Origin of the sequence: Trinickia symbiotica, assembly GCF_003028655.1 — a bacterium.
Lineage (GTDB): Bacteria > Pseudomonadota > Gammaproteobacteria > Burkholderiales > Burkholderiaceae > Trinickia > Trinickia symbiotica_A.
In genome coordinates this window covers 51,421-73,603 of the sequence record NZ_PYUC01000006.1, presented here as the reverse complement: position 1 = coordinate 73,603, position 22,183 = coordinate 51,421, and the positions used below count along the sequence as shown (strand labels likewise).

Annotated in this window: 21 protein-coding genes; 8 read left to right on the top strand and 13 right to left on the bottom strand. The window is 63.4% G+C overall.

All coding sequences use genetic code 11. The annotated features are described in order from the left end of the window. Positions 1 to 57: 57 nt before the first annotated feature. The 3 genes from C9I57_RS13265 to C9I57_RS13255 all read right to left on the bottom strand — a co-directional run bounded on the left by C9I57_RS13265 (position 58) and on the right by C9I57_RS13255 (position 4,289). Positions 58 to 1,506 carry a PepSY-associated TM helix domain-containing protein gene (locus C9I57_RS13265; RefSeq protein WP_107151146.1) on the bottom strand — a complete coding sequence of 483 codons (1,449 nt, stop codon included), beginning with the start codon at positions 1,504 to 1,506 and terminating at the stop codon, positions 58 to 60. Then, positions 1,506 to 3,848 carry a TonB-dependent receptor gene (locus tag C9I57_RS13260; protein ID WP_107151145.1) on the bottom strand — a complete coding sequence of 781 codons (2,343 nt, stop codon included), beginning with the start codon at positions 3,846 to 3,848 and terminating at the stop codon, positions 1,506 to 1,508. The genes C9I57_RS13265 and C9I57_RS13260 overlap by 1 nt, the downstream gene beginning before the upstream one ends. 78 nt (positions 3,849 to 3,926) lie before the next feature. Then, positions 3,927 to 4,289, bottom strand: coding sequence for a DUF2946 domain-containing protein (locus C9I57_RS13255; RefSeq protein ID WP_107151144.1), 363 nt, complete (start codon positions 4,287 to 4,289; stop codon positions 3,927 to 3,929). 271 nt (positions 4,290 to 4,560) lie between these two features. Here C9I57_RS13255 and C9I57_RS13250 point away from each other — a divergent pair, with 271 nt between their 5' ends. After that, positions 4,561 to 5,400, top strand: a complete 840-nt coding sequence (locus C9I57_RS13250) for an SPFH domain-containing protein (RefSeq protein WP_107151143.1) — start codon at positions 4,561 to 4,563, stop codon at positions 5,398 to 5,400. Between the two features lie 4 nt (positions 5,401 to 5,404). After that, the gene (locus tag C9I57_RS13245; RefSeq protein WP_107151142.1) at positions 5,405 to 5,956 is read left to right on the top strand and encodes a hypothetical protein; all 552 of its coding nucleotides are present in this window, start codon (positions 5,405 to 5,407) and stop codon (positions 5,954 to 5,956) included. Positions 5,957 to 5,986: 30 nt separating this feature from the next. On the opposite strand, the gene C9I57_RS13240 is transcribed toward C9I57_RS13245, so the two are convergent. Together C9I57_RS13240 and C9I57_RS13235 are read right to left on the bottom strand one after the other, a co-directional pair. Further along, entirely contained in the window at positions 5,987 to 6,991 is a 1,005-nt protein-coding gene (locus tag C9I57_RS13240) for an isoaspartyl peptidase/L-asparaginase family protein (protein WP_107151141.1), read from the bottom strand. A gap of 67 nt (positions 6,992 to 7,058) precedes the next feature. Beyond that, positions 7,059 to 7,349 (bottom strand): nucleotidyltransferase family protein, encoded by a 291-nt coding sequence (locus tag C9I57_RS13235; protein ID WP_018441012.1) that lies wholly within the window; start codon positions 7,347 to 7,349, stop codon positions 7,059 to 7,061. A gap of 60 nt (positions 7,350 to 7,409) precedes the next feature. Here C9I57_RS13235 and C9I57_RS13230 point away from each other — a divergent pair, with 60 nt between their 5' ends. Beyond that, positions 7,410 to 9,911: a penicillin acylase family protein gene (locus C9I57_RS13230; protein WP_258187624.1), complete on the top strand. Its 2,502-nt coding sequence runs from the start codon at positions 7,410 to 7,412 to the stop codon at positions 9,909 to 9,911. Between the two features lie 55 nt (positions 9,912 to 9,966). Here the strand turns inward: C9I57_RS13230 and C9I57_RS13225 are convergent, their stop codons facing one another. Beyond that, a complete protein-coding gene (locus tag C9I57_RS13225; RefSeq protein WP_199189650.1) occupies positions 9,967 to 10,311 on the bottom strand; it encodes an ArsR/SmtB family transcription factor in 345 nt (114 codons plus the stop codon). Positions 10,312 to 10,595: 284 nt separating this feature from the next. Between C9I57_RS13225 and C9I57_RS13220 the strand changes: the two genes are divergently transcribed. Further along, positions 10,596 to 11,018, top strand: a complete 423-nt coding sequence (locus C9I57_RS13220; RefSeq protein WP_258187623.1) for a GFA family protein — start codon at positions 10,596 to 10,598, stop codon at positions 11,016 to 11,018. An 8-nt stretch (positions 11,019 to 11,026) separates the two neighbouring features. Here C9I57_RS13220 and cobM read toward each other — a convergent pair whose 3' ends face one another. The 4 genes from cobM to cbiE are packed head-to-tail and all read right to left on the bottom strand — an operon-like array spanning position 11,027 to position 14,893. Beyond that, positions 11,027 to 11,773 carry a precorrin-4 C(11)-methyltransferase gene (gene cobM / locus C9I57_RS13215; protein ID WP_107151138.1) on the bottom strand — a complete coding sequence of 249 codons (747 nt, stop codon included), beginning with the start codon at positions 11,771 to 11,773 and terminating at the stop codon, positions 11,027 to 11,029. 11 nt (positions 11,774 to 11,784) lie between these two features. Further along, entirely contained in the window at positions 11,785 to 12,552 is a 768-nt protein-coding gene (locus C9I57_RS13210) for a cobalt-precorrin-6A reductase (RefSeq protein WP_107151137.1), read from the bottom strand. Further along, entirely contained in the window at positions 12,549 to 13,652 is a 1,104-nt protein-coding gene (locus C9I57_RS13205; protein ID WP_107151136.1) for a cobalt-precorrin-5B (C(1))-methyltransferase, read from the bottom strand. The genes C9I57_RS13210 and C9I57_RS13205 overlap by 4 nt, the downstream gene beginning before the upstream one ends. Further along, positions 13,652 to 14,893: a precorrin-6y C5,15-methyltransferase (decarboxylating) subunit CbiE gene (gene cbiE, locus C9I57_RS13200; protein WP_107151135.1), complete on the bottom strand. Its 1,242-nt coding sequence runs from the start codon at positions 14,891 to 14,893 to the stop codon at positions 13,652 to 13,654. Before cbiE ends, C9I57_RS13205 begins: the two co-directional genes overlap by 1 nt. A gap of 146 nt (positions 14,894 to 15,039) precedes the next feature. Here cbiE and cobG point away from each other — a divergent pair, with 146 nt between their 5' ends. The 4 genes from cobG to cobJ all read left to right on the top strand — a co-directional run bounded on the left by cobG (position 15,040) and on the right by cobJ (position 19,680). After that, positions 15,040 to 16,575: a precorrin-3B synthase gene (gene cobG / locus C9I57_RS13195; protein ID WP_107151134.1), complete on the top strand. Its 1,536-nt coding sequence runs from the start codon at positions 15,040 to 15,042 to the stop codon at positions 16,573 to 16,575. Beyond that, a complete protein-coding gene (locus C9I57_RS13190; protein ID WP_107151133.1) occupies positions 16,568 to 17,194 on the top strand; it encodes a precorrin-8X methylmutase in 627 nt (208 codons plus the stop codon). The genes cobG and C9I57_RS13190 overlap by 8 nt, the downstream gene beginning before the upstream one ends. Before the next feature lie 63 nt (positions 17,195 to 17,257). Beyond that, positions 17,258 to 17,992: a precorrin-2 C(20)-methyltransferase gene (locus C9I57_RS13185; protein ID WP_107151132.1), complete on the top strand. Its 735-nt coding sequence runs from the start codon at positions 17,258 to 17,260 to the stop codon at positions 17,990 to 17,992. After that, positions 17,980 to 19,680 carry a precorrin-3B C(17)-methyltransferase gene (cobJ, locus tag C9I57_RS13180; protein ID WP_107151131.1) on the top strand — a complete coding sequence of 567 codons (1,701 nt, stop codon included), beginning with the start codon at positions 17,980 to 17,982 and terminating at the stop codon, positions 19,678 to 19,680. The genes C9I57_RS13185 and cobJ overlap by 13 nt, the downstream gene beginning before the upstream one ends. Here cobJ and C9I57_RS13175 read toward each other — a convergent pair. From C9I57_RS13175 to glnP, 3 genes are read right to left on the bottom strand one after another with little or no spacing between them, the layout of a single operon-like run. After that, entirely contained in the window at positions 19,653 to 20,729 is a 1,077-nt protein-coding gene (locus C9I57_RS13175) for a C45 family autoproteolytic acyltransferase/hydolase (protein WP_107151130.1), read from the bottom strand. The two genes, cobJ and C9I57_RS13175, sit on opposite strands and share 28 nt — an antisense overlap. Positions 20,730 to 20,745: 16 nt before the next feature. Then, complete coding sequence (glnQ, locus tag C9I57_RS13170; protein ID WP_181321825.1) at positions 20,746 to 21,474, bottom strand: glutamine ABC transporter ATP-binding protein GlnQ; 729 nt, start codon at positions 21,472 to 21,474, stop codon at positions 20,746 to 20,748. Next, positions 21,471 to 22,127, bottom strand: coding sequence for a glutamine ABC transporter permease GlnP (gene glnP, locus C9I57_RS13165; RefSeq protein WP_107151129.1), 657 nt, complete (start codon positions 22,125 to 22,127; stop codon positions 21,471 to 21,473). The genes glnQ and glnP overlap by 4 nt, the downstream gene beginning before the upstream one ends. Positions 22,128 to 22,183: the final 56 nt, after the last annotated feature.

Genomic DNA, 22,183 nt, shown 5'->3' with positions numbered 1-22,183 from the left:
GGACGTCGATCGAATTCGGATCTCGATCGAGCGCGGACTGTTTCAGCCACTCGTCTGTCAGCGCTCGGCCGGCCGTCCAAACAATGCGCGGTCCGTTACCCACACTGCAACGAGGCTTGCTCCCATCAACGGAAATAGGATGCCTAGGAACGCAAGCCCGGCCTTCCATACGCGCATCGGCGGCATGCCATGGTCTCGGCCGGGGGCCCCGAGTTTGCCGACTGGCCGCCGCTTCCACCACATCACGCATCCGGTGACCGCCATCGCGGCGAGCCCCAGTGAAATCAAGGTGCAGACGATCTGGTTCGCGAGCCCGAAGTAGCGCCCCATGTGCAGCGACGTGCCAAATGAAATCGCCTTCGCCACTGCTCCATAGTCACGGTAGCGGATGTCCTTCAATACCGCACCGCTGTACTGATCGAGAAATAGCGTGCGCTCGCCGCGCGGATCCTGCGGGAAATAGGTGACCGTATAAACGCCATCTCGGCTTTGCGGAAACACGATCTCGTACGCATCCGCCAGCCCAAACCTGCGCACGTCCTCGATCAAACGGTCGAGCGGCAGGCGCGCCCGCGGGTCATGCGCGTGCCCAGGCATGCGCGGCACGGGGACGGCCCCTACGGCCCATGGCACATTGGCAAGCGGCATGTCGTCCATCGTCATCACTGCCATCGAACTCATGCGGCTAGCATCGGCACCAGCACCAGCATCGGCATGATCGACATGGTGCGCATCCGCGGAGTCGATCGATGGGCTCCCCCCATCGCGCGCCTGCGAATGCAGCCGCAGCCCGCCCCAAGCTCCGGACGGCGCACCCAGGTTGGCGCTCGTCGCAAGCGACTTCAACTGCATGCCCCATGAGCCCGTCCACGGCAATCCGGTCACGACGAAGGCCAACGCCCCGACCGCGAGCCAGACACCCAGCACCGCGTGCACGCTCTTCCACAAAGCCCGTCCCTTCATCGAGAAGTTCGGCCAGAACTTACGGCCTGCGCGAGCGCCCTCCTTCGGCCACCAAAGCGCGATCCCCGTGCCGATCATCACGATCGTCCAGCACGCGGCCAACTCCATCAGCAGTTCGCCCGGCTTGCCCATCAGCAGCTTGCGATGCAACATCCGATCGATCTGCATGAAGCGATGCTCGACGCTCAACGTGCCCAGCACCGCACCGGTGTAGGGATTGACGTACACGCTTTCGCGTTCGCCATCCGGCAGCCGGAAGATGAATTCCGCGCTGCGCGTCGGGTCGTTCGCGATACGCGCGCTGCTGGCTACGGCGCCCTTCGGCAGGACACCCGCCGCGCGCGCCAACAGCGCTTCCTCGGAGAGCCGGGGTTGCCCCTGCGGTTCGACTACGAGCCTGTCCCGGTAGATCACGCGCTCGATCTGCGGTTGGAAGCAATAGAGCGTACCGGTGACCGCGAGCACGATCAGCAGCGGCATGACGAAGAGCCCCGCATAGAAATGCCAGCGCCACAGCGTTCGATAACCGTTGTTCGTTGTCATCACATCCTCAGCTTCGCGTCGATATAGAACGTCCGTCCCGGGTACGGGTGATAGACGAAGTAGCGAGCATCGAAGACGTTGTCGACGCCCACGCCAATTTCGCTTTTCTTCGTCGGCCTGAAGCTGAAGCGTGCGTCGGCCACCGTATACGTGCTGGTGCCGCCGTACACATCAGGGTTCGAGTCGGTGTTCGTCAGCGTGTTGTACTGGCGCCCCGAGTAGCGCGCCGCCAACGTCAACGCCGAGCGCTCGTCGAGGTGATAGGTCGCGGCGAGATTGGCCCGCCACAGCGGGATGCGATAGAAGTATTTGCCGACGGAGGCCGGGTTCTGCGCGTTGGCGACAATCTTCGATTGCGTATAAGCGACGCTTGCAACGAGATCGAGTCCGCGCGCGAATACGTCCTCGCCCTGGTAGCTGAGCTCCACGCCGCGCGAGCGTACTTTGCCGATGTTCTGAAAGCTGGTGACGTTCGGGATGACCGTCGTGTCCGTCTGACTGAAGATAGTGTTCTTCACGTCGTCCTGGAACAACGACATCCGCATGAGGCCATTCCAATGCGCCCATTCGGCGGCAAGTTCCTTCGACAGATCGTCTTCCGGCCTGAGGTTCGGGTTGTTGTTGACGATCGAGGAGCCGTTGATTTGACCTTGGAACAGCTCGCTGACGGTCGGAAAACGGTATGCGCGTCCGATTGTCGCCCGCAACGTCAGGTCGTTGGTCACATCGAACGAAAGCGAAGCTTTCGGCGAAAGGTGGTGATCGCTCGACTCGGGATAGGGCAGTCCCGCCGCGCCGACGGCCTGGCGGCCGCCATAGGCGTTCCAGTTCTCGTAGCGCAGGCCATACACGAACTTCCACCGAGGCAAAACGCGCCAGGCGTCCTGCGCAAACAGCGCCTGGGTCCGCGTCCTGCCGGCAAAAGCATTGGCGAACGAGCCTGCCGCCCCGTCGCGCCAGTTCGTCGTGTTGTAGGTCTCGTTGTCGACGAAATAGTTGTCGTAGTGATAGCCGAACGTCAGCCAATGCGCGCCCCACCCCGCGGCCGGCGACGCGTGCGTCCACGTTGCTTTCAGATCGAGCGTCTTCCAGCCGGTGCCGTCGCCGTAGGTCACGACGCCCGGGCCGTTGCCGGGCGCACCCGCGCTGGCGGTACGCGCCACGCTGTTCGTCACGTCGTAGTACGAGGCGATCGCCTCCGCGTTCCACCCCGTTGCCTGATGGGTGCGCAACGTGAGGCCGTAGAGCCAGTTTTCGTTGAAACCGAGGCTTGGCGCAAGCGCGGCTGCGGGAATGGTGTACTCGTAGCCGCCGATGTCGACCTTCCCGCTGTAGACGGGATTCCCATTCGCGTCGGTGAGAAACGTCGATGTTCCGCTGTTGTAGGTCTGATGCCAATAGCCGAGCGTGAAAGCGCCTTGCACGGTCGGCGTGAAGTCGTATTGCGCTCGCAGCGTGAACTGGTCCTGCACCGTGTGCTGGATCCCTTCGCCGTTGACACCGAGCACCGCCGTCGGCCTCATAGTCTGATTGTTGTAGAAGTAGGCCCCGTTGACAGGCGTATCGCCTGCCCGCGAGGGAGTCGACGATTGCGCGAGCGTCGCGAACTGCAACGGCTGGCTCGTATTCGCGAGATGATTGACGCCGAGCCGGAACGAAAATTTGCCGATTTTGTTGCCGATCGTCGCCGTCGTTTCGGTGCCGTTGAAATTCTCGTTGACGCCGTAGAGACTGAAGTGCTGCGTGAATGCCTTCACGTCCGCGTCGGCTTCGAACGTCGTCGGCATGCGGGTCGTGACGAGTACCGTTGCACCGAGCGAGTTGCCCGGATAGAGCGCCGAGTACGGCCCATAAATGACATCGACTTTCTCGATCGAATCGGGATAAACCATCGACCAGCGTGGTGCGAAAGACCAACTGTTGCCGAGCAGGTTGCTGAGCAGCAAGCCGTCGGCGTAGACGAGTCCTCGCGCGCTTTGGGCGTTGCTCGTGCCGCGCACCGCGATGATCGAATTCAGATCGCCGATGAAGCGCTTTCGCACCGCGAGATTCGGCATGTATTTCAGAACGTCCTCGGTGTTGACGACGTTCCAGTTGTCGAACTGTTTGCGCGTGACCGTCTCGACGGTCGCGGGCAGATTGGGATCGATGGCTGGAGACGATAACGATCCGGCGGACTGTGCGCTGCCCGTCACGGTCACCGTGGGCAAAACGAGCTCAGCGGTCTTGTCATCGGCGTGCGCAAAGTGCGGCAGCAACGAGATCGGCACAACGGCGAGCGTGGCATGCCGAATCCGCTTGCGCCGGCAAGCGGATGCGCATGCCCAGAAAAACAAGGACATTGCGTATTCCTGAAAGCGTTGGACAAACGACCGTATGCGCCGTCAAAGGGCGCTGCGGACGGTCTAGGTGAACGGCGATCAGGAAACGAGAGGTGGGTCTCGGGGGCGTCCGGACGGGAATGCGCCGAGCGGCGTGAAGCGAACGGATAGCACTGGCGCGGTCATGATCACGACCAGCGTCAGCACAGGAGCCGCGACAGCAGGCAACGCCGGCATCGCCGCATGCGTCGCCAGCAGATCGCAATAGCCGCATGCGGAGAGCGAATCGGATGCCGAATGCTGGGAAGCGTCCCGCGATTCGCTAGCGGAACACAGCGCCGCGACGGGCTCGCGTTCGTGAGACGCGACAACGAGCTGACTCACGATCGGCGCGCAGACGATGAGCCACATGGCGATGAGGCCAAGCCATGCGGTCAGGCGTGCGTGTCGTCGAAGTGTCATGTCGTTGAAAGGTTTTCCGGCGCGGCGAAGTCTAGCATTTGGATGACGGGGTTGCCAATTGTGGTGACATCGCCGGCTCGATCGTGCAGCTGACCTCGCGCGACTAAGCCTGCGGCCGGACCGTTATGTCTGTTTGCCCGGCAGGTTCGTCGCCCCACATTCGACCAATTGACATTTTTCGCTGTCAGCCTATGCTTTGAACGCCGAGAAAAGCCTGGCGGCAACCGCTTCCCTTTTAGTTGATCCAACGAACGATCACACGGAGCATCGCATGGCCATTACAAGACAGGTAATCACGTCGCTGCAGCGCGACGGCACCGACATGCTGGGGACGAAGGGACTGGCGGTGAAGATTGCCGACGAAAGTATCGTATCGGGATCGCTTTTGACCGTGGAGAGCAATCATTTCTGTGTGCTCAAGTCACGCGGCGCCGTGCTCAACGTCTACGAGACGGGCCAATACACGCTGACCACGCCCGACAAGCCGCTTCTCGGCTCGATTGCGCAGGGCTTTTTCGGCGGATCGTCGCCGTGGGTCTTCGAAGTCATCTACGTGAACCGCTCGAAGCTGCTCATTCGCAACCAGGGTGTTGCGACGAGCGCCGAAATGGCCGAGATGGCCTATCAGGTCGACTATTACATTCACATCGATTCGAAAGAGGCGGCGCTCGACCTGATTACGCACATGCCGTTCAACGGCAATTTCATCGATACGCAGGAAGTCGCCGAATATGCGGGCCCCGCAATCGAGCAGGCGATCAATCAGATCGTCCAGGTCACGAAAATGGAAAGCATCAACGAGCACATCACCGAGATCAGAGACTCGGTGAAGATGCATCTGTCAGATTTCCTGCGGACGTTCGGCATTTTGCTCAACGACGTGAAGGTGCTCATCGTGCCGAAGGACGAGCGGATGCGCGAGCTGATTTCGCTTCAGGCGATCGGTCTCACGCCGATCGAAGCCGTCCGCTACTACCTCGCGTTACGAATGGCCGAAAAAGGCCTTGTTTCCGCGCCGAACGCCGCGGCGGGCGTGCCGTTCCAGATCGGCGGCCCGGCCGCCGGCGTTTATCCGCTCGCAAGTGACACTGGGCTTCCGACGGGCGCGTGAAAGAATGGACTCGGGCTTTTACGACGAAGGCGTGCTGCGGCAAACCGCGATCAATCTCTTCTACGGATGGGGCTACAACTTTTACCGGCGCGAGAATCAGCTACGCGCCGACGATCAGCTTGTGCGGAGCAAAGCCGCCTGGCTGCTCGGCATGGCCCGTACGAGCGTGGAACTTGCCGCGGCCGAGTATCGCCGCGCGAATTTCGGCGTACCGTCGCGCGAAAGGCCATTCCCCGATCCCTCGGTGAGCGCGGCATCGCAGCAGCTCGAGCGGCTCGCCGCGAGCATCAGCATGATCGGAGGCCGCTTGCAATCGCAGCCCGTGCCGGAGAACGATCGCATGACGGAACGCTATCGCCGGGAGGCCGATACGCTCAAGGCCCTCATCGATTGCGACGAGAGGCTGGTCGGTCAATGCAAGCTGCTGCATGCGACGCTCGATACACGCGGCGGCGAATGGCTGCTCGAACATCTCGACGAAGTGAACCGAGGGCTCGCGGCCATTCAGGAAACGTTGCGTCGGCGCGAAGCGGCTTTGCTCGATCGGATCGAGTAACGGACGTTTCGAGCGCGTGTCGCCGCGTCGTTACGTCGCTTCTTCGCGATAGATCGCGGTAATGGGCGCCTCTCCCACACGCGCGTAACCGCGGTACATGCCTTCCGTATTGAACGGCATCGCGAGATTGCCGAGCGCATCGACGGCGATCACACCACCCCGGCCCGCGATGCGCGGCAGCCGGTTCATGACGACATCATGCGCGGCCTCGCGCAACGACACTTTGCGATACTCCATTTGAGCCGCGACGTCGTAAGCGGCGACGAGCCGAATGAACATCTCACCGGTGCCCGTCGACGATACCGCGCATGTCGCGTCGTTTGCGTAGCAGCCGGCGCCGATGATCGGGCTGTCGCCGACACGCCCGGGCCGCTTGTTAGTGATGCCGCCCGTCGACGTTGCCGCCGCGAGATGGCCGTTTCGATCGAGTGCGACGGCACCTACCGTGCCGAGCTTCGTGTCCGGGTCAAGCGGTTCCGGCGTGCGTGCGCCTGGTTTGCCGTTCTCCGTGCGAAACATCAACGCGCCCGAATCGTGATCGAGAACGGCTCCTGTGGCTTGCCGCGCCTTCAACCATTGCGCGAGCCGAAAGTCACTATCGAAGTAGCCAGGCTCGACCAGTTCGAGCCCCTCAGCCATCGCGAACGCCTCGGCGCCTGCGCCGGCCAGCATCACATGGTCGGTCGCTTCCATTACGCGGCGCGCGACAAGCACGGGATTACGCAGTCGCGTGACGCCGCAAACGGCGCCGGCCGCGAGCGTCGCGCCATCCATGATTGCGGCGTCGAGCTCGTGCTTGCCGTCAGCGGTGTAGACCGAGCCACATCCCGCGTTGAAAAGCGGGCAGTCTTCGAGCATACGCACCGCAATGCTCACAGCGTCGAGCGCGCTGCCGCCTCCGGCCAATACTTCCTGCGCCGCGGCGAGCACCGCGTTCAACTCGGCGCGGTAGTGCGCCTCGGTTTCGACATTCAGGTCCTGGCGCAGGATCGTGCCCGCACCACCGTGAATCGCAACGATGGCTTTCGAATTCATGGTTCGATTCGGTCAATTGCCTCGACGATATGGCCGAGATAATCGCGAAGGCGGGGCGCTTTGCTGCTCATACCGGCTGCGCCTCCGCGAGAACACGCGCCCGGAACTTGTCAGGCAAAGCATTCGGCGTTAGAACGTCTACCTTGACACCGAGCAGATCCGCCAATTTGTACCGAATGATCCCGACATTGAGCAGCGACATGCCCGGCCTTGGCTCGACCAAAAGGTCAAGATCGCTTTCTTCGGTGTCTTCGCCGCGGACCACCGAGCCGAACACGCGTGCGTTCGACGCACGGTTATCCTCCACGATCCTGCGAATTTCCTCACGGTGCGCGTTCAGCGCGATAGATGGTTTCACGAGAAGCTCTGATTGAAGCGTCTATTATAGCGGTCAGTCAACGAGAACTGTGGAACGACGATGTCCACGCCAGACCGACCACTAGCAACGCTCGATAAGCCAACACACCTGCCCCGCTTCGCCATGCGCGCGCTGGCCGTTTTATTGGTCTTGCTTTTGGCGATCGCCATCGGCGGACGCGCGCTCGTGCACTCGAGTCTGCCCACGATCGACGGAACGCGTGTCGCCCCAGCCCTGCAGGCGCAAGTCACCATCGAGCGAGACAAGCTCGGTGTGCCGACACTCGAAGGGACCACCACCGCCGATATCGCCTATGCCACCGGCTTCGTTCACGCGCAGGATCGGTATTTCCAAATGGACCTGCTGCGACGCGTCGCGGCTGGCGAACTCGCCGCGCTCGTCGGCCCCTCCGCGCTCGATCTCGATCGGCTTCATCGCCTCCATCGGTTCCGCGCCCGCGCGCACGTGATCATCGCGTCACTCGACGACGATTCGCGACGGCTGCTCGATCGGTACACGGCCGGAGTCAACGCTGGATTGGCCTCGCTCAGTGCAAGGCCGTTCGAATATTGGCTGTTGAAAAGGCGGCCCGAGGTTTGGACCGCCGAAGACACGCTGCTCGTGATCTACGCAATGTACTTCGATCTGCAGTACGAAGAATTGCAGCACACGCTCTCGCGCGCGGCACTGCGCGAGAGCGTGGCAGCCCGATTGCTGCCGTTCCTCTTGCCGACGTCGAGCCATTGGGATGCGCCGCTCGATCGTCTGCCCCCCCGCACCGCGAACAAGACCCACGCAGCAACCGTCGAAAGCTACCCCGTTCCTCCCTCCACCCCCGATTGGGTGGGCTCTCCGCCCGTTCATGCGCAAGCATCTGAAGAAGAGGACATGGCGGCCGCGCCTGCGGCAATGGTCGGGAGTAACAACTGGGCAGTCGATGGCGCGCACGGCGCAAGCGGTGCCGCCATTTTCGCGAGCGATATGCATCTGGGGTTATCGCTGCCGAACATCTGGTACCGGCTTTCCGTCGTCACGAAGGATCCTCGGGGCATGAGCCGACGCATCACCGGCGTGAGCCTGCCCGGTACGCCGGCAATCGTCGCGGGCAGCAACGGCAAAATCGCCTGGGGCTTCACGAACAGCTACGGCAATTTCCTCGACGTCATCGACCTCGAGATCGATCCGCAAGACCCGCTGCGCTATCGAACGTCCGACGGACACTGGGCGCGCGCATCGGTACATCGCGAGCGAATCGCCGTCAGCGGAGCGGCCCCGGTCGAATTCGACGTTGCCGATACTCAATGGGGGCCGATGCTGAAAGCGGGCGCGCACACTTACGCGATACGATGGGTCGCCCATGACGCGCGGGCAGTCAACCTCGGATTGGCCCGGCTCGCCGACGCCGACGATGTCGCGAGCGCGTTGACGATCGGTGCGAGTTGCGGCATTCCTACGCAGAACCTGACCGTAGTCGATGCGCAAGGCAATATCGGTTGGACAGTCGCCGGCCCCCTGCCTCGCCGGGTACCGGCGCATGCGTCAACGACGGCATTGACTGATTTCCCCGTGCGAAGCAACGAATACCGCGGCTGGAATGGCTATCTGAACCCGCCCGAATACCCCCGACTCGTCGGTCCTCCGGGTGGACGGATATGGACGGCGAACAACCGACAGCTCGCCGGAGTGGAGCAAGCAAAAATCGGCGACAGCGGCAGCGATGTCGGCGCGCGTGCCACGCAAATCCGCGATGCGCTGTTCGCGCGCGATCGTTTCAGCGAGCGCGACATGCTCGCGCTGCAAACGGACGATCGCGCGCTTTGGATCGAGCCGTGGCGGAAGCTTGCGCTCGAAACGCTCGACGAAGCCGCGCTCGAGGGGCATCCGCAGCGTGCGAAGTTCCGGAGTCTCATCGAACAATGGAATGGTCGAGCGGACGCCGATGCGGTCGGCTACACGTTGGTGCGCGCGTTTTACTCCGCATTCTACGAGGCGTGGTTCGGCGGCCTCGATGCGGAGCTGGCAAAGACGCAGCCCGATCTCAACTATCGCCACGCCACTTCGCGCTCGCTCGCCGTCATGGAGGCGCTTGCGCAACATCGCGCATGGGTGCCGTCGCGTTTCGACGGCTGGCATGCCTTCGCGCTCGACCGCATCGATCGAGCCATCGAGTCCGTGACGCAAAACGGCACGACGCTCGACGAGGCGCGCTGGGGCGATCGCAATCGCGCATCGATCAAGCACCCGTTCGCCCGGATGATTCCATCGTGGGTTCCGATACTCGAGTCCCGCTTGGAAGCGCCGCGCGATCCGCTGCCGGGCGACATCAACATGCCGCGAATCCAGTCGCCCTCGTTCGGTGCCTCGGAGCGCATGGTGATATCGCCGGGGCATGAAGCGCAAGCGATCTTCGAAATGCCGGGTGGCGAATCGGGGAATCCGGCGTCGCCCTATTTTCTCGCGGGCCACGAGAACTGGGTGCACGGCAATGCGAGCCCGTTCTTGCCCGGTCCGGCCGTGCATCGACTCGTGCTGATGCCGAGCTCGTCGTCATCGTCACACTGAGCCGTCTTTCCTCGGTACGGTGCCGGCTGTCCCGCGATCGCCGAACTCGCCGGGATCAATCGAACAACCCTTCGATCCCCGGCAATCCCTCGCAACAGTCGTTGACGAAAAACGTCACGAGCGCGCGCGCCCGCTCGGGCGCAATGCGGCATCGCTGGATCCTGCCCTGACGTTCCTGCGTCATGAGCCCGGTCGCGACGAGCTGAGCAATATGATGCGCGAGTGTCGACTTCGGAATGCCGACCTGCTTTTGGATCTCACCCACGGCAAGGCCGCCCTCTCCCGCTTTCACAAGAAGCTGGAAGATCTGTAAGCGGTGCGGGTGACCGAGTTCGGCCATGCACCGCGCGGCGACATCGAAGGCGATATCCGTCAATTTGGCAAGGGTTCCATCGTTCAACCACGGAGCAGCCGCGTAGTCTGGCGAGAACGAACGGTGTCATTGCCCCGCCGAGGCCGAGACCGAAGCGAGGTGAACCCTGCTTCGACCCGATCGGGCTCGAGGCCTATGTCGCGCAAAACTTCGTCGCTCAAGCTGCCGAACAATTGCAGGTTTGCGCGACGCCGACGCTCCGCGGCCAGATTATCGAAAATGTCTCGGACCCAGTCAAACATGATCGAACCTTGATTGAACGATAGTTCCAGAACTATAGTCCAATCATCGACGAATGCAAGGAGAACCGCATGCCAGAGGTCACGGAAAGACCGATTCGAGCCACCGGAGGCTGTCTTTGCGGCTCGGTGCGATACACGGTACGGGGCGCGTTGCGTGATGTCATCGCTTGCCACTGCCCGCTCTGCCGCCGCCTGCACAGCCACTTTGCGGCTTATACGGAATGCGATTCGGCCGACATCGAGATCGTCGGCACGGGCAAGCTGCGTTGGTACCGCTCCTCGCCTGTTGCACGACGAGGCTTCTGCTCTCGATGCGGCGCGCAGTTGTTTTCGGAAAGCAGCGACAAGCGGCGGATTGCAATCGCCGCGGGGACGATCGATGAGCCGACCGGGCTACGGCTCACGCGGCACGTATGCGTTGCGAAAAAGGGCGACTATTACGAAATCGCGGATGGCTTGCCGCAGATCGCCGGCCGGCAAACCTGCGAATGACGCATCCGTCAGCGCGGCTCTGCTACGCGGCTCGCCTTCGCATAGAGCGATGAATCGGCGAACCCTTCGGCCGCGAGCACATGGCCGACCAGAATCAGCGCAGTCCGTTCGATATCGGTCTGCCGGACCTTGTCGACGATATCGGCCACTGTCCCGAGCACGCGCTCCTCATCGGGCCAACTGGCGCGATAGATCACGGCAATCGGACAATCGTCGCCGTAATGCGGGCGAATCTCCTCTACGATGCGTGCGAGGTGCCGCACGCCGAGATGAATCGCCATCGTCGCGCGGTGGCGTGCGAGAGCGCCGAGCCGTTCGCCCTCCGGCATTGCCGTCTTGGTTGCGAAGCGCGTCAGGATCAGCGTCTGCGAGACGTCGGGCAACGTCAGCTCGCAACCGAGCGCGGCGGCACAGGCGGCCGTCGCCGTGACGCCCGGCACGATTTCGTAAGGAATGCCAAATAAGCGGATCCGGCGAATTTGCTCGCCGATCGCTCCATAAAGCGACGGGTCGCCGGAGTGTAAGCGCGCGACGTCCTGCCCTTTGCGATGCGCTTCGACGATCAATGCGACGATTTCGTCGAGATCGAGTTCCGCCGTATTCACCACGCGCTCGGCGACGTTGCCCTCGAGCACCGCGGGAGGAACGAGCGACCCTGCATAGAGAATGACGGGACAAGTCCGCACGAGCCGTTGCCCCTTCACGGTAATGAGCTCGGGATCGCCGGGTCCGGCGCCGATAAAAAACACTGTCATCCTGTACTCCGTTATGGGGCGGCTCTGACGGCACCTGTGCCGATCTCGCTCGACATCACACCAAGCGCGTCGAGCGCGCTCATCAATGCCGAAACTTCCTCGAACGTGCGATCGCCCTCGGGCAGCGACGGACGGCGCAGCATGATCACCGGTAAGCCGCGCTCGCGCGCGACGTCGAGCTTCGCTTCCGTCGCCTTGCCGCCGCTATTCTTGCTGACGACCACGTCGGTTCCGCACGCGTCGAAAAGCGCGCGCTCGCCTTCGACCGTGAACGGTCCGCGCGCGCCGATCACAACGCAGCGCTCATTGCCGGCGTGCGCATCGAGGCATCGCACGGTCCAGTATTGATGCGCAGGGATTTCGCCGAGATGCGAGAGCGGCTCGCGTCCCAGCGTGAAGAGCGGCCGAGCGAAGCCGGATAGCGCCGTCACGAGATCGCTCCAATCGTCGACCAGGCGCCAATCGTCACCTGGCTGCGGTTGCCAGGCGGGACGATGCAGTGCCCAATACGGCACACCCGTGGCGCGACTTGCGGCGAATGCGTTAGCGCTGATTCTTGCGGCGTACGGATGCGTCGCGTCGACGATGAGGCTGATGCGTTCGGCGTCGACATATCGCGCGAGCCCCGCGCTTCCGCCAAAACCGCCCACACGTATCAGGCATGCGGGTTCGTGCGGCAGTTTCCCGAGCCCCGCGAGACTATAGACATGCTCAGGGAGCAGGCCGCGCGCAATCCGCAGCGCGTCACCCGTACCGCCGAGCAACAAGATTCGCGTCATCGTGCTTCCCCGACAAAATTGCCTTGGCGATCGATCGCGAACGTTTCGACGGCGACTTCGGGTGGCGCAACGCGACGCGCCACCTCGAGCGCATGCCGGCAAACGACGTCGCCAAGCGGTATGTCCTGCTCTTTGGCGAGAACGAGTGCCTGCTGGCTCGTATTCGCCGCGCGGATCGCGGCCTGCAGCGCAGCGTCAGCCCCGTGATCGCCTGCCCACCGAGCCAGCAGTTCCAGATCGATGCTCGATCGGCTGCTATGCAGATCGAGGTGGCCAGCGGCAAGCTTGCTCAGCTTGCCGAATCCGCCGCAAATGCTGAGCCGTTCGACGGGCGCGCGACGCAAGTGTTTGAGAACAGCGCCGGCGAAGTCGCCCATTTCGATCAGGGCGATCTCGGGCAGCCCGTAGCGCGCGCGCATCGCGTCCTCGCTCGCGTTGCCCGTGCAGGCGGCGACATGCCGGTAGCCGTTTGCGCGCGCCACGTCGATGCCCTGATGAATCGACGCAATATAGGCCGAGCACGAAAAAGGCCGGACGATGCCGGTCGTACCGAGAATCGACAACCCGCCGACGATGCCGAGGCGCGGATTCATCGTCTTCAGCGCGAGCGCTTCGCCGCCTTCGACGCCGATTTCCACTTCGAACCCGCCTTCGTACCCGTATTCGGCGGCCAGTTCGGCAAGGTGCTCGCGCATCATCTGGCGCGGCACCGGATTGATCGCCGGTTCGCCGACAGGCACGACGAGACCGGCGCGCGTCACGATGCCGACACCGGGGCCGGCGTGGAAGCGTACGCCCGCGTCGGCGCTCAGCCGTACGCGCGCGAATACGACAGCGCCATGCGTGACATCGGGATCGTCGCCCGCGTCCTTGACCGTACCCGCCTCCGCACCGAGCGCGCCGTCATAGCCGTTTGCAAAGCGGCAATAGACGAGCTGCATCGGAACGCGCTGTCCCTTCGGCAACACGATTTCCGCGACCTCGCTGGCGATGCCGCCGAGCAACAGCCGCGCCGCTGCAAGCGATGTCGCCGTCGCACAGCTTCCGGTGGTATAGCCGCTGCGCAACGGCCGCTGCGTTTCCGGCGTTTCCTCGCGCATCATCGATCACCGTCATCCGCGTCCGGGCGAGCTTCGTCGTCACGAGGCTTCGCCGCTTCGAGTATCGTGATCGGCAACGCCTGCCGCCACGTATCGAATCCGCCGAGCGGCTCGGCAACGCCAAGCGCGATGCGTGCGAGCGCGCCGCCGCATCGGCCGCGCCAAGCCATGAGCGCCGCTTCGCCCTGCAACGTCACCGCATTGGCGACGAGCCGGCCGCCGGGGCGCAAGCGCGCCCAGCACGTTTCGAGCACGCCTGCGGCAGTGACGCCGCCGCCGATGAAGATCGCGTCAGGCATCGGCAAGTCGGTCAACGCTTCGGGCGCGCGCCCCGCGACCAATTGCAGGCCCGGCACACCGAGTGCGTCACGGTTGAGCTCGATAAAGCGCTGCCGCTCTCGATTCGATTCGATCGCGATGGCGCGGCAGGCCGGATGGGCGCGCATCCATTCGATACCGATCGAACCGGAACCCGCGCCAACATCCCACAGCAGTTCCCCCGGCCGCGGCGCAAGACGCGAGAGCGTGACGGCACGAACGTCGCGTTTGGTGAGTTGGCCGTCGCTCACGAAAGCCTCGTCGGGCAGTCCGAAGGTCAGCGGCCACGAGAAGCCGCCTTGCGCTCGACACTCGAGCGCGACGACGTTCAAGGCGGCAACCTCGGCGCCCGGCCAGGCGTTCGCGCTCGTTTGGATGCGCCGCTCTCGCTCACCGCCGAGGTGTTCGAGCACGGTCATTCTCGTTGCGCCGAATCCTCGCTCGCGCAGCGATGCCGCGATCGCCGCGGGTGTTTCGCCATTGCCGCTCAAGGCGAGAACGCGGGCGCCGTCATAAAGATGGCGATTGAGCATAGCGAGCGACCGGCCGACGAGCGACACCACGGCGACCTCGTGCAGCGCCCAGCCAAGACGCGAAGCGGCGAGAGACAATGATGACGGCGCGGGCAGCACGCGCCATTCGTCAACCGGTACCTCGCGGGCCAGCGTCGCGCCGACGCCGAACCACATCGGGTCGCCGCTAGCCAGAACGCAGACCGGCTCGCCTCGATGCGCGAGAACATGAGCGACGTCGAACGGCCTCGGCCACGGCTCGCGACGCGCGCGGATGCGGTCCGGCAGCAAAGCCAGATGACGATCGCCGCCGATGATGATCGAGGCGTCGAGCAGCGCGCGCCGTGCGGCCCGCCCAAGACCGGCAAATCCGTCTTCGCCAATTCCCACCACGGTCAGCCAAGCCGGCATGGCATCACCTTCTATCGATCTCCGCTTGCTAGAACGTCCAACCCCTCGCCGCCGGCCAGTCCGCGGCTTCGTGGACGCTACGAAAAGCGGCATAATACCGCTTCGCCGGTGCTCCTTGCCGCCGCGATGCCTAACTCCGTCGAGCCTTGAGCCACGATCCGTCTTTCTCGCTTCGGCCCTCGGCCTGCCCATCGCTTTCGCGCATCGTCGCCGCGCGCGACGGCGGCCTATGCCGCATCAAGCTGCCCGGCGGCCAATTGCGCGCCGAGCAGGCGCTCGCCCTGGCCGAGGCAATCGATCACCATGCCTCCGGTGTCATAGAGCTGACGAATCGAGCCAATTTGCAACTGCGCGGCGTGCGCGCGGGCCACGAAACCGCATTGATCGAGCGACTGATGCAGGCCAGGCTCGGCCCGCCGCAGACGCCGCTCGATTACATGGCAGCGGCGCCATCGTCGCCGAGCGCGGCGCCCGCCGAGGCCGCTGAGGCAGCCGTGCAGCGAGCGCGGGCGGCCGCAACCGACGACGTGCGCAATTTGATGGTCAGCCCGACCGCCGGCGGCGACACGCAAGCGTTATGCGATACGAGGCCGCTTGCCGAAGAGATTCTCGCACTGCTGCAAAGCGAACCGAGGTTCTCCGCGCTCTCGCCGAAATTCGCGTTGCTACTCGACGGCGGCGAACGCCTCGCGATGATCGATCATCCTCACGACATCTGGCTGTCGGCGATGCCACCGCAAGGCGACGACGGCTGGTTCGCATTCGGTCTAGCGGGCTGTCCGTCCTCGGCATACCCCTGCGCGCTCGCGGCGGTCAGGCACGAAAACGCAGCCGCATTCGTCCGCGCCTCGCTCGACACGTTCCTCGACCTCGCTCGCCCTGACGATACACGGATGCGTCACTTGCTTGCGGCATACGGCGAGGAAGCGATCCTCGAGCGCATTGGGGCTCGCGTCGATTTCCCGCTGCGACGTGGAGCCGACGTCGACGGATGGCGCAGGGCGAATGCCGAACCGACATTGCGATTTGGTGCGCATAGGCAGCGGGATACCGGCTTGTGGCATGTCGGCGCGCAACCGCCGCTCGGCCGCATCGACAGCTCGACACTGCGCGGCCTCGCTCAACTCGCGCTCGGGCAAGGCAATGGGTCACTGACGGTGACGCCTTGGCAAAGCGTGCTGCTGACCGATGTTAGGGAGTCCTCAATACCAAGCGTCGAAGCGGGCCTCGATGCACTAGGTCTTGTTCGCGATGCGAGCGAGCCGTTCGCGCGGTTAGTCGCGTGCGCGGGCTCAGCTGGGTGCGCCAAGGGTATTGCCGATACGAAAGCGGATGCGACTGCGCTCGCACCGCGATTGCCGGTGGGTATCGAAGTCCATCTCAGCGGCTGCATGCGATCGTGCGCAGCCGCTCATTGCATGCCGTACACACTTCTCGCCGTCGAGCCGGGCTGCTATGACGTTTATCGGCAATCCGCCGTATCGGATCGGAAAACCACCGCGTCCGATCACGCGTCTCAGCGCAGCGACAATTGCATCGGTCAAGTCGCTTCAATTGCTGAGCCCCAAGAGAAAGACGTTGCCTCACAGCGATTCGGCGAGCGCATTGCCGCTCGCCTGACCATCGAAGAAGCCGCCCGCCTGCTCGGCGAGGCGGCGGCCCGGAGCCAAACTCATGCTTGACTATGTTCGCGACGGCCAGGCCATCTACCGCGAATCTTTCGCGACGATTCGCGCCGAAGCCGATCTCTCCCGAATTCCGCCCGATCTCGAGAAGCTCGCGGTACGCGTCATCCATGCCTGCGGGATGACCGACATCGTCGAGGACCTGCGCTTTTCCGCCGGGGCCGGTGAGGCTGGCCGACGCGCGCTCGCGAGCGGTGCGCCGATTCTTTGCGACTCGCGCATGGTCGCAGACGGTATCACCCGGGCGCGGCTGCCTGCCGGTAATCGTGTCATCTGCACGCTAGGCGAGCCGAGCGTCCCCGAACGCGCTCGCGAGCTAGGCAACACGCGCTCGGCAGCGGCGGTCGAGCTTTGGCGACCATACCTCGATTCGAGCGTCGTCGCCATCGGCAACGCACCGACCGCGCTTTTCCATTTGCTCGAAATGCTCGCCGACGGGGCGCCTCGGCCTGCACTGATCCTCGGCTTTCCCGTCGGATTCATCGGCGCGGCGGAGTCCAAGGCGATGCTCGCGAGCGGCAGCTTCGACGTGCCGTTCGTCGTCGTCGATGGCCGGCGAGGCGGCAGCGCGATGGCTGCAGCCGCCGTCAATGCACTCGCAACTGAGAAAGAATGAACAACCCGAACTCTCGCGCTCGCATAGTTTCGTCGCCTCATCGCCGGGCACGCAGGAGGCACGATGATCGGTAGCCAAGGGCGTCTCTATGGTATCGGCGTTGGCCCTGGCGATCCCGAGCTGCTGACGCTCAAGGCCTTGCGGCTGCTGAAGGCCGCACCCGTCGTCGCCTATTTCGTCGCCAAGGGGAAGAAAGGCAATGCCTTCAGCATCGTCGAAACGCATTTGTCCGACAGCCAAACACGGCTGCCTCTCGTCTACCCGGTGACCACCGAAGCGCTCGAGCCGCCCCTCTCGTATGAGACGATCATCGCCGACTTCTATGACACGGCTTCCGCGCTGATCGCCGAGCATCTCGGCGCGGGGCGCGACGTGGCCGTCATTTGCGAGGGCGATCCGTTTTTCTACGGCTCCTACATGTACCTGCACGACCGCCTTTCGCCGCGCTTCGACGTCGAGGTGGTACCCGGCGTCTGCTCGATGCTGGGCGGCACGGCCGTGCTCGGCGCGCCTCTTGTTTATCGCAACCAGACGCTATCGGTGCTCTCGGGCGTACTGCCGGAGGACGAACTGCGTCGGCGGCTCGCTGACGCGGACGCCGCCGTGGTGATGAAGCTCGGTCGCAACTTCGACAAAGTGCGGCGCGTGCTCGACGACCTCGGCCTCGCCCGGCGAGCCCTTTACGTCGAGCGTGCGACGATGACCAATCAGCGGATCGTGGCGCTCGACGAAGTCGACCCGATGGCGTCGCCCTATTTTTCTCTGCTGGTCGTGCCGGGGGAAAAATGGCGAGGATAACCGCCGCGCCCGCCATCGTCGTGCTCGGGCATAGCGCGCTGGCAACGGCACGCCGTGTGCAGCAATGCTACCCAGGCTCGCAAGTGCATGGCCTGCGCACGCGCGTTGACGCCGATGTGGCCTACACCGAACTCGGTCCGCATCTGCGCGATCTCTACGGTCAAGGTACACCGATCGTCGCGCTTTGCGCCGCGGGCATCGTGATTCGATGCGTCGCGCCGATGCTCGCGAATAAGGGCGTCGAGCCACCGGTGGTCGCCGTCGCGGAGGACGGTAGTGCGGTCGTGCCGCTGCTTGGCGGCTTAGCCGGCGTGAACGCGATGGCGCGCGATATCGCGCGGGTGCTCGACGTAGCGCCAGCCATTACGACGAGCGGCGAGCTGCGCTTCGGCACCTGCCTGCTCGATCCCCCGGAAGGTTATGCGCTCGCGAGCCTCGCGCAAGGTAAGCGCTTCGTGTCCGACCTGCTGGCAGGCGAAACGGCACGCATCGAAGGGGATGCCCCCTGGCTCGACGATGTGGACGTTCCCCTCGCCTCCTCGTCACGCCTGACGATTCGCGTGACAGCTCAGGAGTCAGAGGAACGTGAAGACGAACTCGTGATCCATCCACGCTGCGTGGTGGCGGCCATTGGGGACGAGGCCACGCCATCGGCAGACGAGATTCTCGAAGCGCTGCGCGAGCATCGGTTGGCGCAGCTTTCGCTTGCCGCGTTGCTTGCGCGCGCTGATCGAATCGGAGAACGCGGTCTCGAGGAGGCCGCGCGAACGCTTGGCGTTCCTCTTCGTTTCGTCGATGCCGATCAAAGTGGCGCGGCGCAATTGCTGAGCGTCGCACTGCGCGTCGGTCATGATGTATTGCTCGATCGTAGCCGCATTGCGCTCGGCCTCGCATCGACGCCGATCGATGTTTCCGCGCTCGGTCGAGCGCGCGGCCGGCTGACAGTCGTGGGCCTCGGCCCTGGTTGCGCTGAGTTGACGGTGCCGGCCGCGCGCACGGCGTTGAGCGAAGCGAGCGACATACTCGGCTATGAGACTTACCTCAGAATGGCCGGTCCATTCCGCGACGACCAACACGTGCATGGCAGCGACAATCGCGAGGAGCTGCAGCGATCGCGACATGCGTTTGAACTCGCGAGCGAAGGGCGGAATGTCGCCGTTGTCTCGTCAGGCGATCCCGGGGTGTTCGCGATGGCTGCCGCGGTGCTCGAAGCACTCGATACAGCCGACGATCCGCGTTGGGCGACCATAGAGCTGCACATCGTGCCCGGCGTATCGGCGGCAATGGCGACGGCCGCGGTAGCGGGTGCGCCCCTCGGTCATGACTTCTGCGTGTTATCGCTTTCCGACAATCTGAAGCCGTGGAGCATCATCGAAAAACGACTGCGCCATGCGGCCGAAGCCGATCTCGTCATGGCCTTCTACAACCCGATATCACGCGCGCGTCCGTGGCAACTCGACAAGGCGCTCGAGATCGTCCGCGAGTACCGAAAGGCGGAGACCCGCGTCGTGCTCGGGCGCGACGTCGGCCGGGCCGGTGCGTCGCTCGTCACAACGACGCTCGGCGCACTGCGGTCGGATCGCGTCGATATGCGAACGATGGTCATCGTCGGCTCATCGACGACACGCGGCATACCCGGTGGGCCGCATGGCGAGTGGATCTATACGCCACGGTGGTATGAGGCTTGACGCGCCTCACCTTCCGGTGCGTGCGATTCCCGTGGCACAAATCTCTTGAATCGAAGTTCGCCTTGCTGGCGCACTTCGAATTCCACGCCGGTTTCCTGAATGACGAATAGAGCAGTCGCGAGTGTGTTCTCGTCGTCCGGGTCCGCAGGGTCATCGCGGTAAATCGGCAGACCTTTCGACGCCTGATCGAAAAGTACCTGCAAGAGATTCGACTCGCCAACGCCGGGGAGACTCGGAAGAAGCTCGTCGAGTCGGGTCTGCCGGTCGCGGGACGAGGCGGTGACAATCTGCTCCTCGCCGCCAAAGCCATCGTGGATGAGGTGATTGGCGTGCCCGGACAGGCGCGTCACCTCCATAACCGAGCAGCGACGTACCGTTGCTTCGATGCTGAAGAGCCGCGGGTCCCCTGCACAACCTAGTGTGTGGTGAAAGCCGCTTGCGCGCGGTACGGCGTTGAGAACCTCGAGCGCGGCATCGAGTGAAGCGGCGTCGAGCACCGCGCGGGCAAGCACCATGCGGGGTACGCCGACCGCAGGATGCCTGATTCGCAGGTTGTTGATCGCCTGCACCAGTCCGGCGCGGTTCACCGCGAAGGTATGCCCCGGCAGAGAGCCTGGGTAGTAGAAGCTCACGAATCCGGGCTTTCCGGCTGGGCGAACGTCCACGATTGCGCATTGGTCGCGCAGATAGGGGTCGCCATCTTCATTGTGCGCAATGAGCCGCTCATTAGCTGACTTGGCAGCGAGCGTCGTGCAACCGTCCGGCGCGTTGTGAATCAACTCCCCCCGGCAGTTCCACAGGAAGATGTCCTCGGCGGGCCATCCCATACCGGCCGCCATGCCTTCGATCTCCGCCACATAGTCGGGGAATACAGTTTGGGCAGCTTGGCGCAGCTCTGCAACAAACGAGTGTCCGCGCCATCTGCTGACCGCTTGCCACGCCGCGCTCTGACCCATATATGCACTCATCACGGGCCTGGCCAGCGAACCGAGCTCATATCCGATGTCGTATGCAGAGCCGCAAATGACAGAGGGAGTTAGAACCTGCATAAAAACCTGACCTCGCTCAAGACACGTGCTGCAAAAAGTCTTTCAGTCGCTGCGTCGGCGGGGTGTGGATGAGCGCGGCGGGGTGCCCGTCCTCGGCGATGCAGCCCTGGTCCATGAACAACAGCCGCGTGCCGACATGCTTTGCGAACCCGATTTCATGCGTTACGACAATCATCGTCATCCCCTCGTTGGCAAGATCCCGCATGACCTTGAGGACTTCGTGACGGAGTTCCGGGTCCAGCGCCGAGGTAGGCTCGTCAAACAGCATCAACTTGGGCTTGATGGCCAAGGCACGAGCAATCGCGACACGCTGCTGTTGCCCTCCGGACAACTCGGACGGGTAATGATTGGCGCGCGCTTCGAGGCCCACCTTGTCCAGTAATGCCATTGCCTGGTCGCGTGCTTCGGCTCTCGAGGCTCCGCGCACCTGGATTGGGCCGAACATGACATTCTCCAGCGCTGTCATCTGGGGGAACAGGTTGAACTGCTGGAAGACCATGCCGGCCTCGAGGCGGATGTTCCGAATCACGGATGCGCTGCCTCTGACGCTTTGCCCGTCGACCAGCAAGTCCCCGCCAGAGATCTTTTCCAATACGTTGATACAGCGAAGCATCGTGGACTTTCCCGAGCCTGACGGCCCCACGACAACCACGACTTCCCCACTTTCGATGCGCAGGCTGATGTCCTTGAGCACCGGCACATGGCCGAAGCTCTTGGAGACCCCCTTGAATTCGACCATGTTCATAGAATGCTCATCCTCTTTTCAACGAGACGCAATGTGAGCGTCATCACGCCGGTCAAAACCAGATAGATGATGGCGACCGCAGTCCAGATCTCGACGGCGCGGAAGTTCCCCGCGATGATTTCTTGTCCCTTTCGTGTCAGTTCGCCCACCCCGATGACAATGAATAGCGACGTATCCTTCAGGCTCACGATGCACTGGTTGCCGAGCGGCGGAATCAGCCGGCGAAAGGCGAGCGGCCCGACGATTTTCGCGAGGACACGTGGCATCGAGAGACCCATCGCAAGACCGGCTTCGGTGAGGCCCTTGGAGATGGACAACAGTGCGCCGCGCACCACTTCGGCGAGATAGGCGCCCGAATTGATCGTTATAGCGATGATCGCGGCTGTCAGGCCATCGATCCGGAGATGCGCAAGCACCGGCAGCGCGAAGTATAAAAACATGACCTGCACGACAATTGGCGTACCCCGGATCAGCTCGATATAGACCTGAGCCAGAACGTTTAGCACCGTGGGTCCATACGCTCGGAACATCCCGGCAATCATGCCGACGATGAAACCGCCGACGAGCCCGACGAATGCAATGAAGACCGTGAGCTTCACGCCGTCGAGCAAGTCCGGAAGCGCCGCCGCAATAGCTGACCAATCGAATTCCACAGACCGCTCCTGGTTGTTTCGTAGCCCGCGCGATGGCCGTCACCGCCGCGCACTCA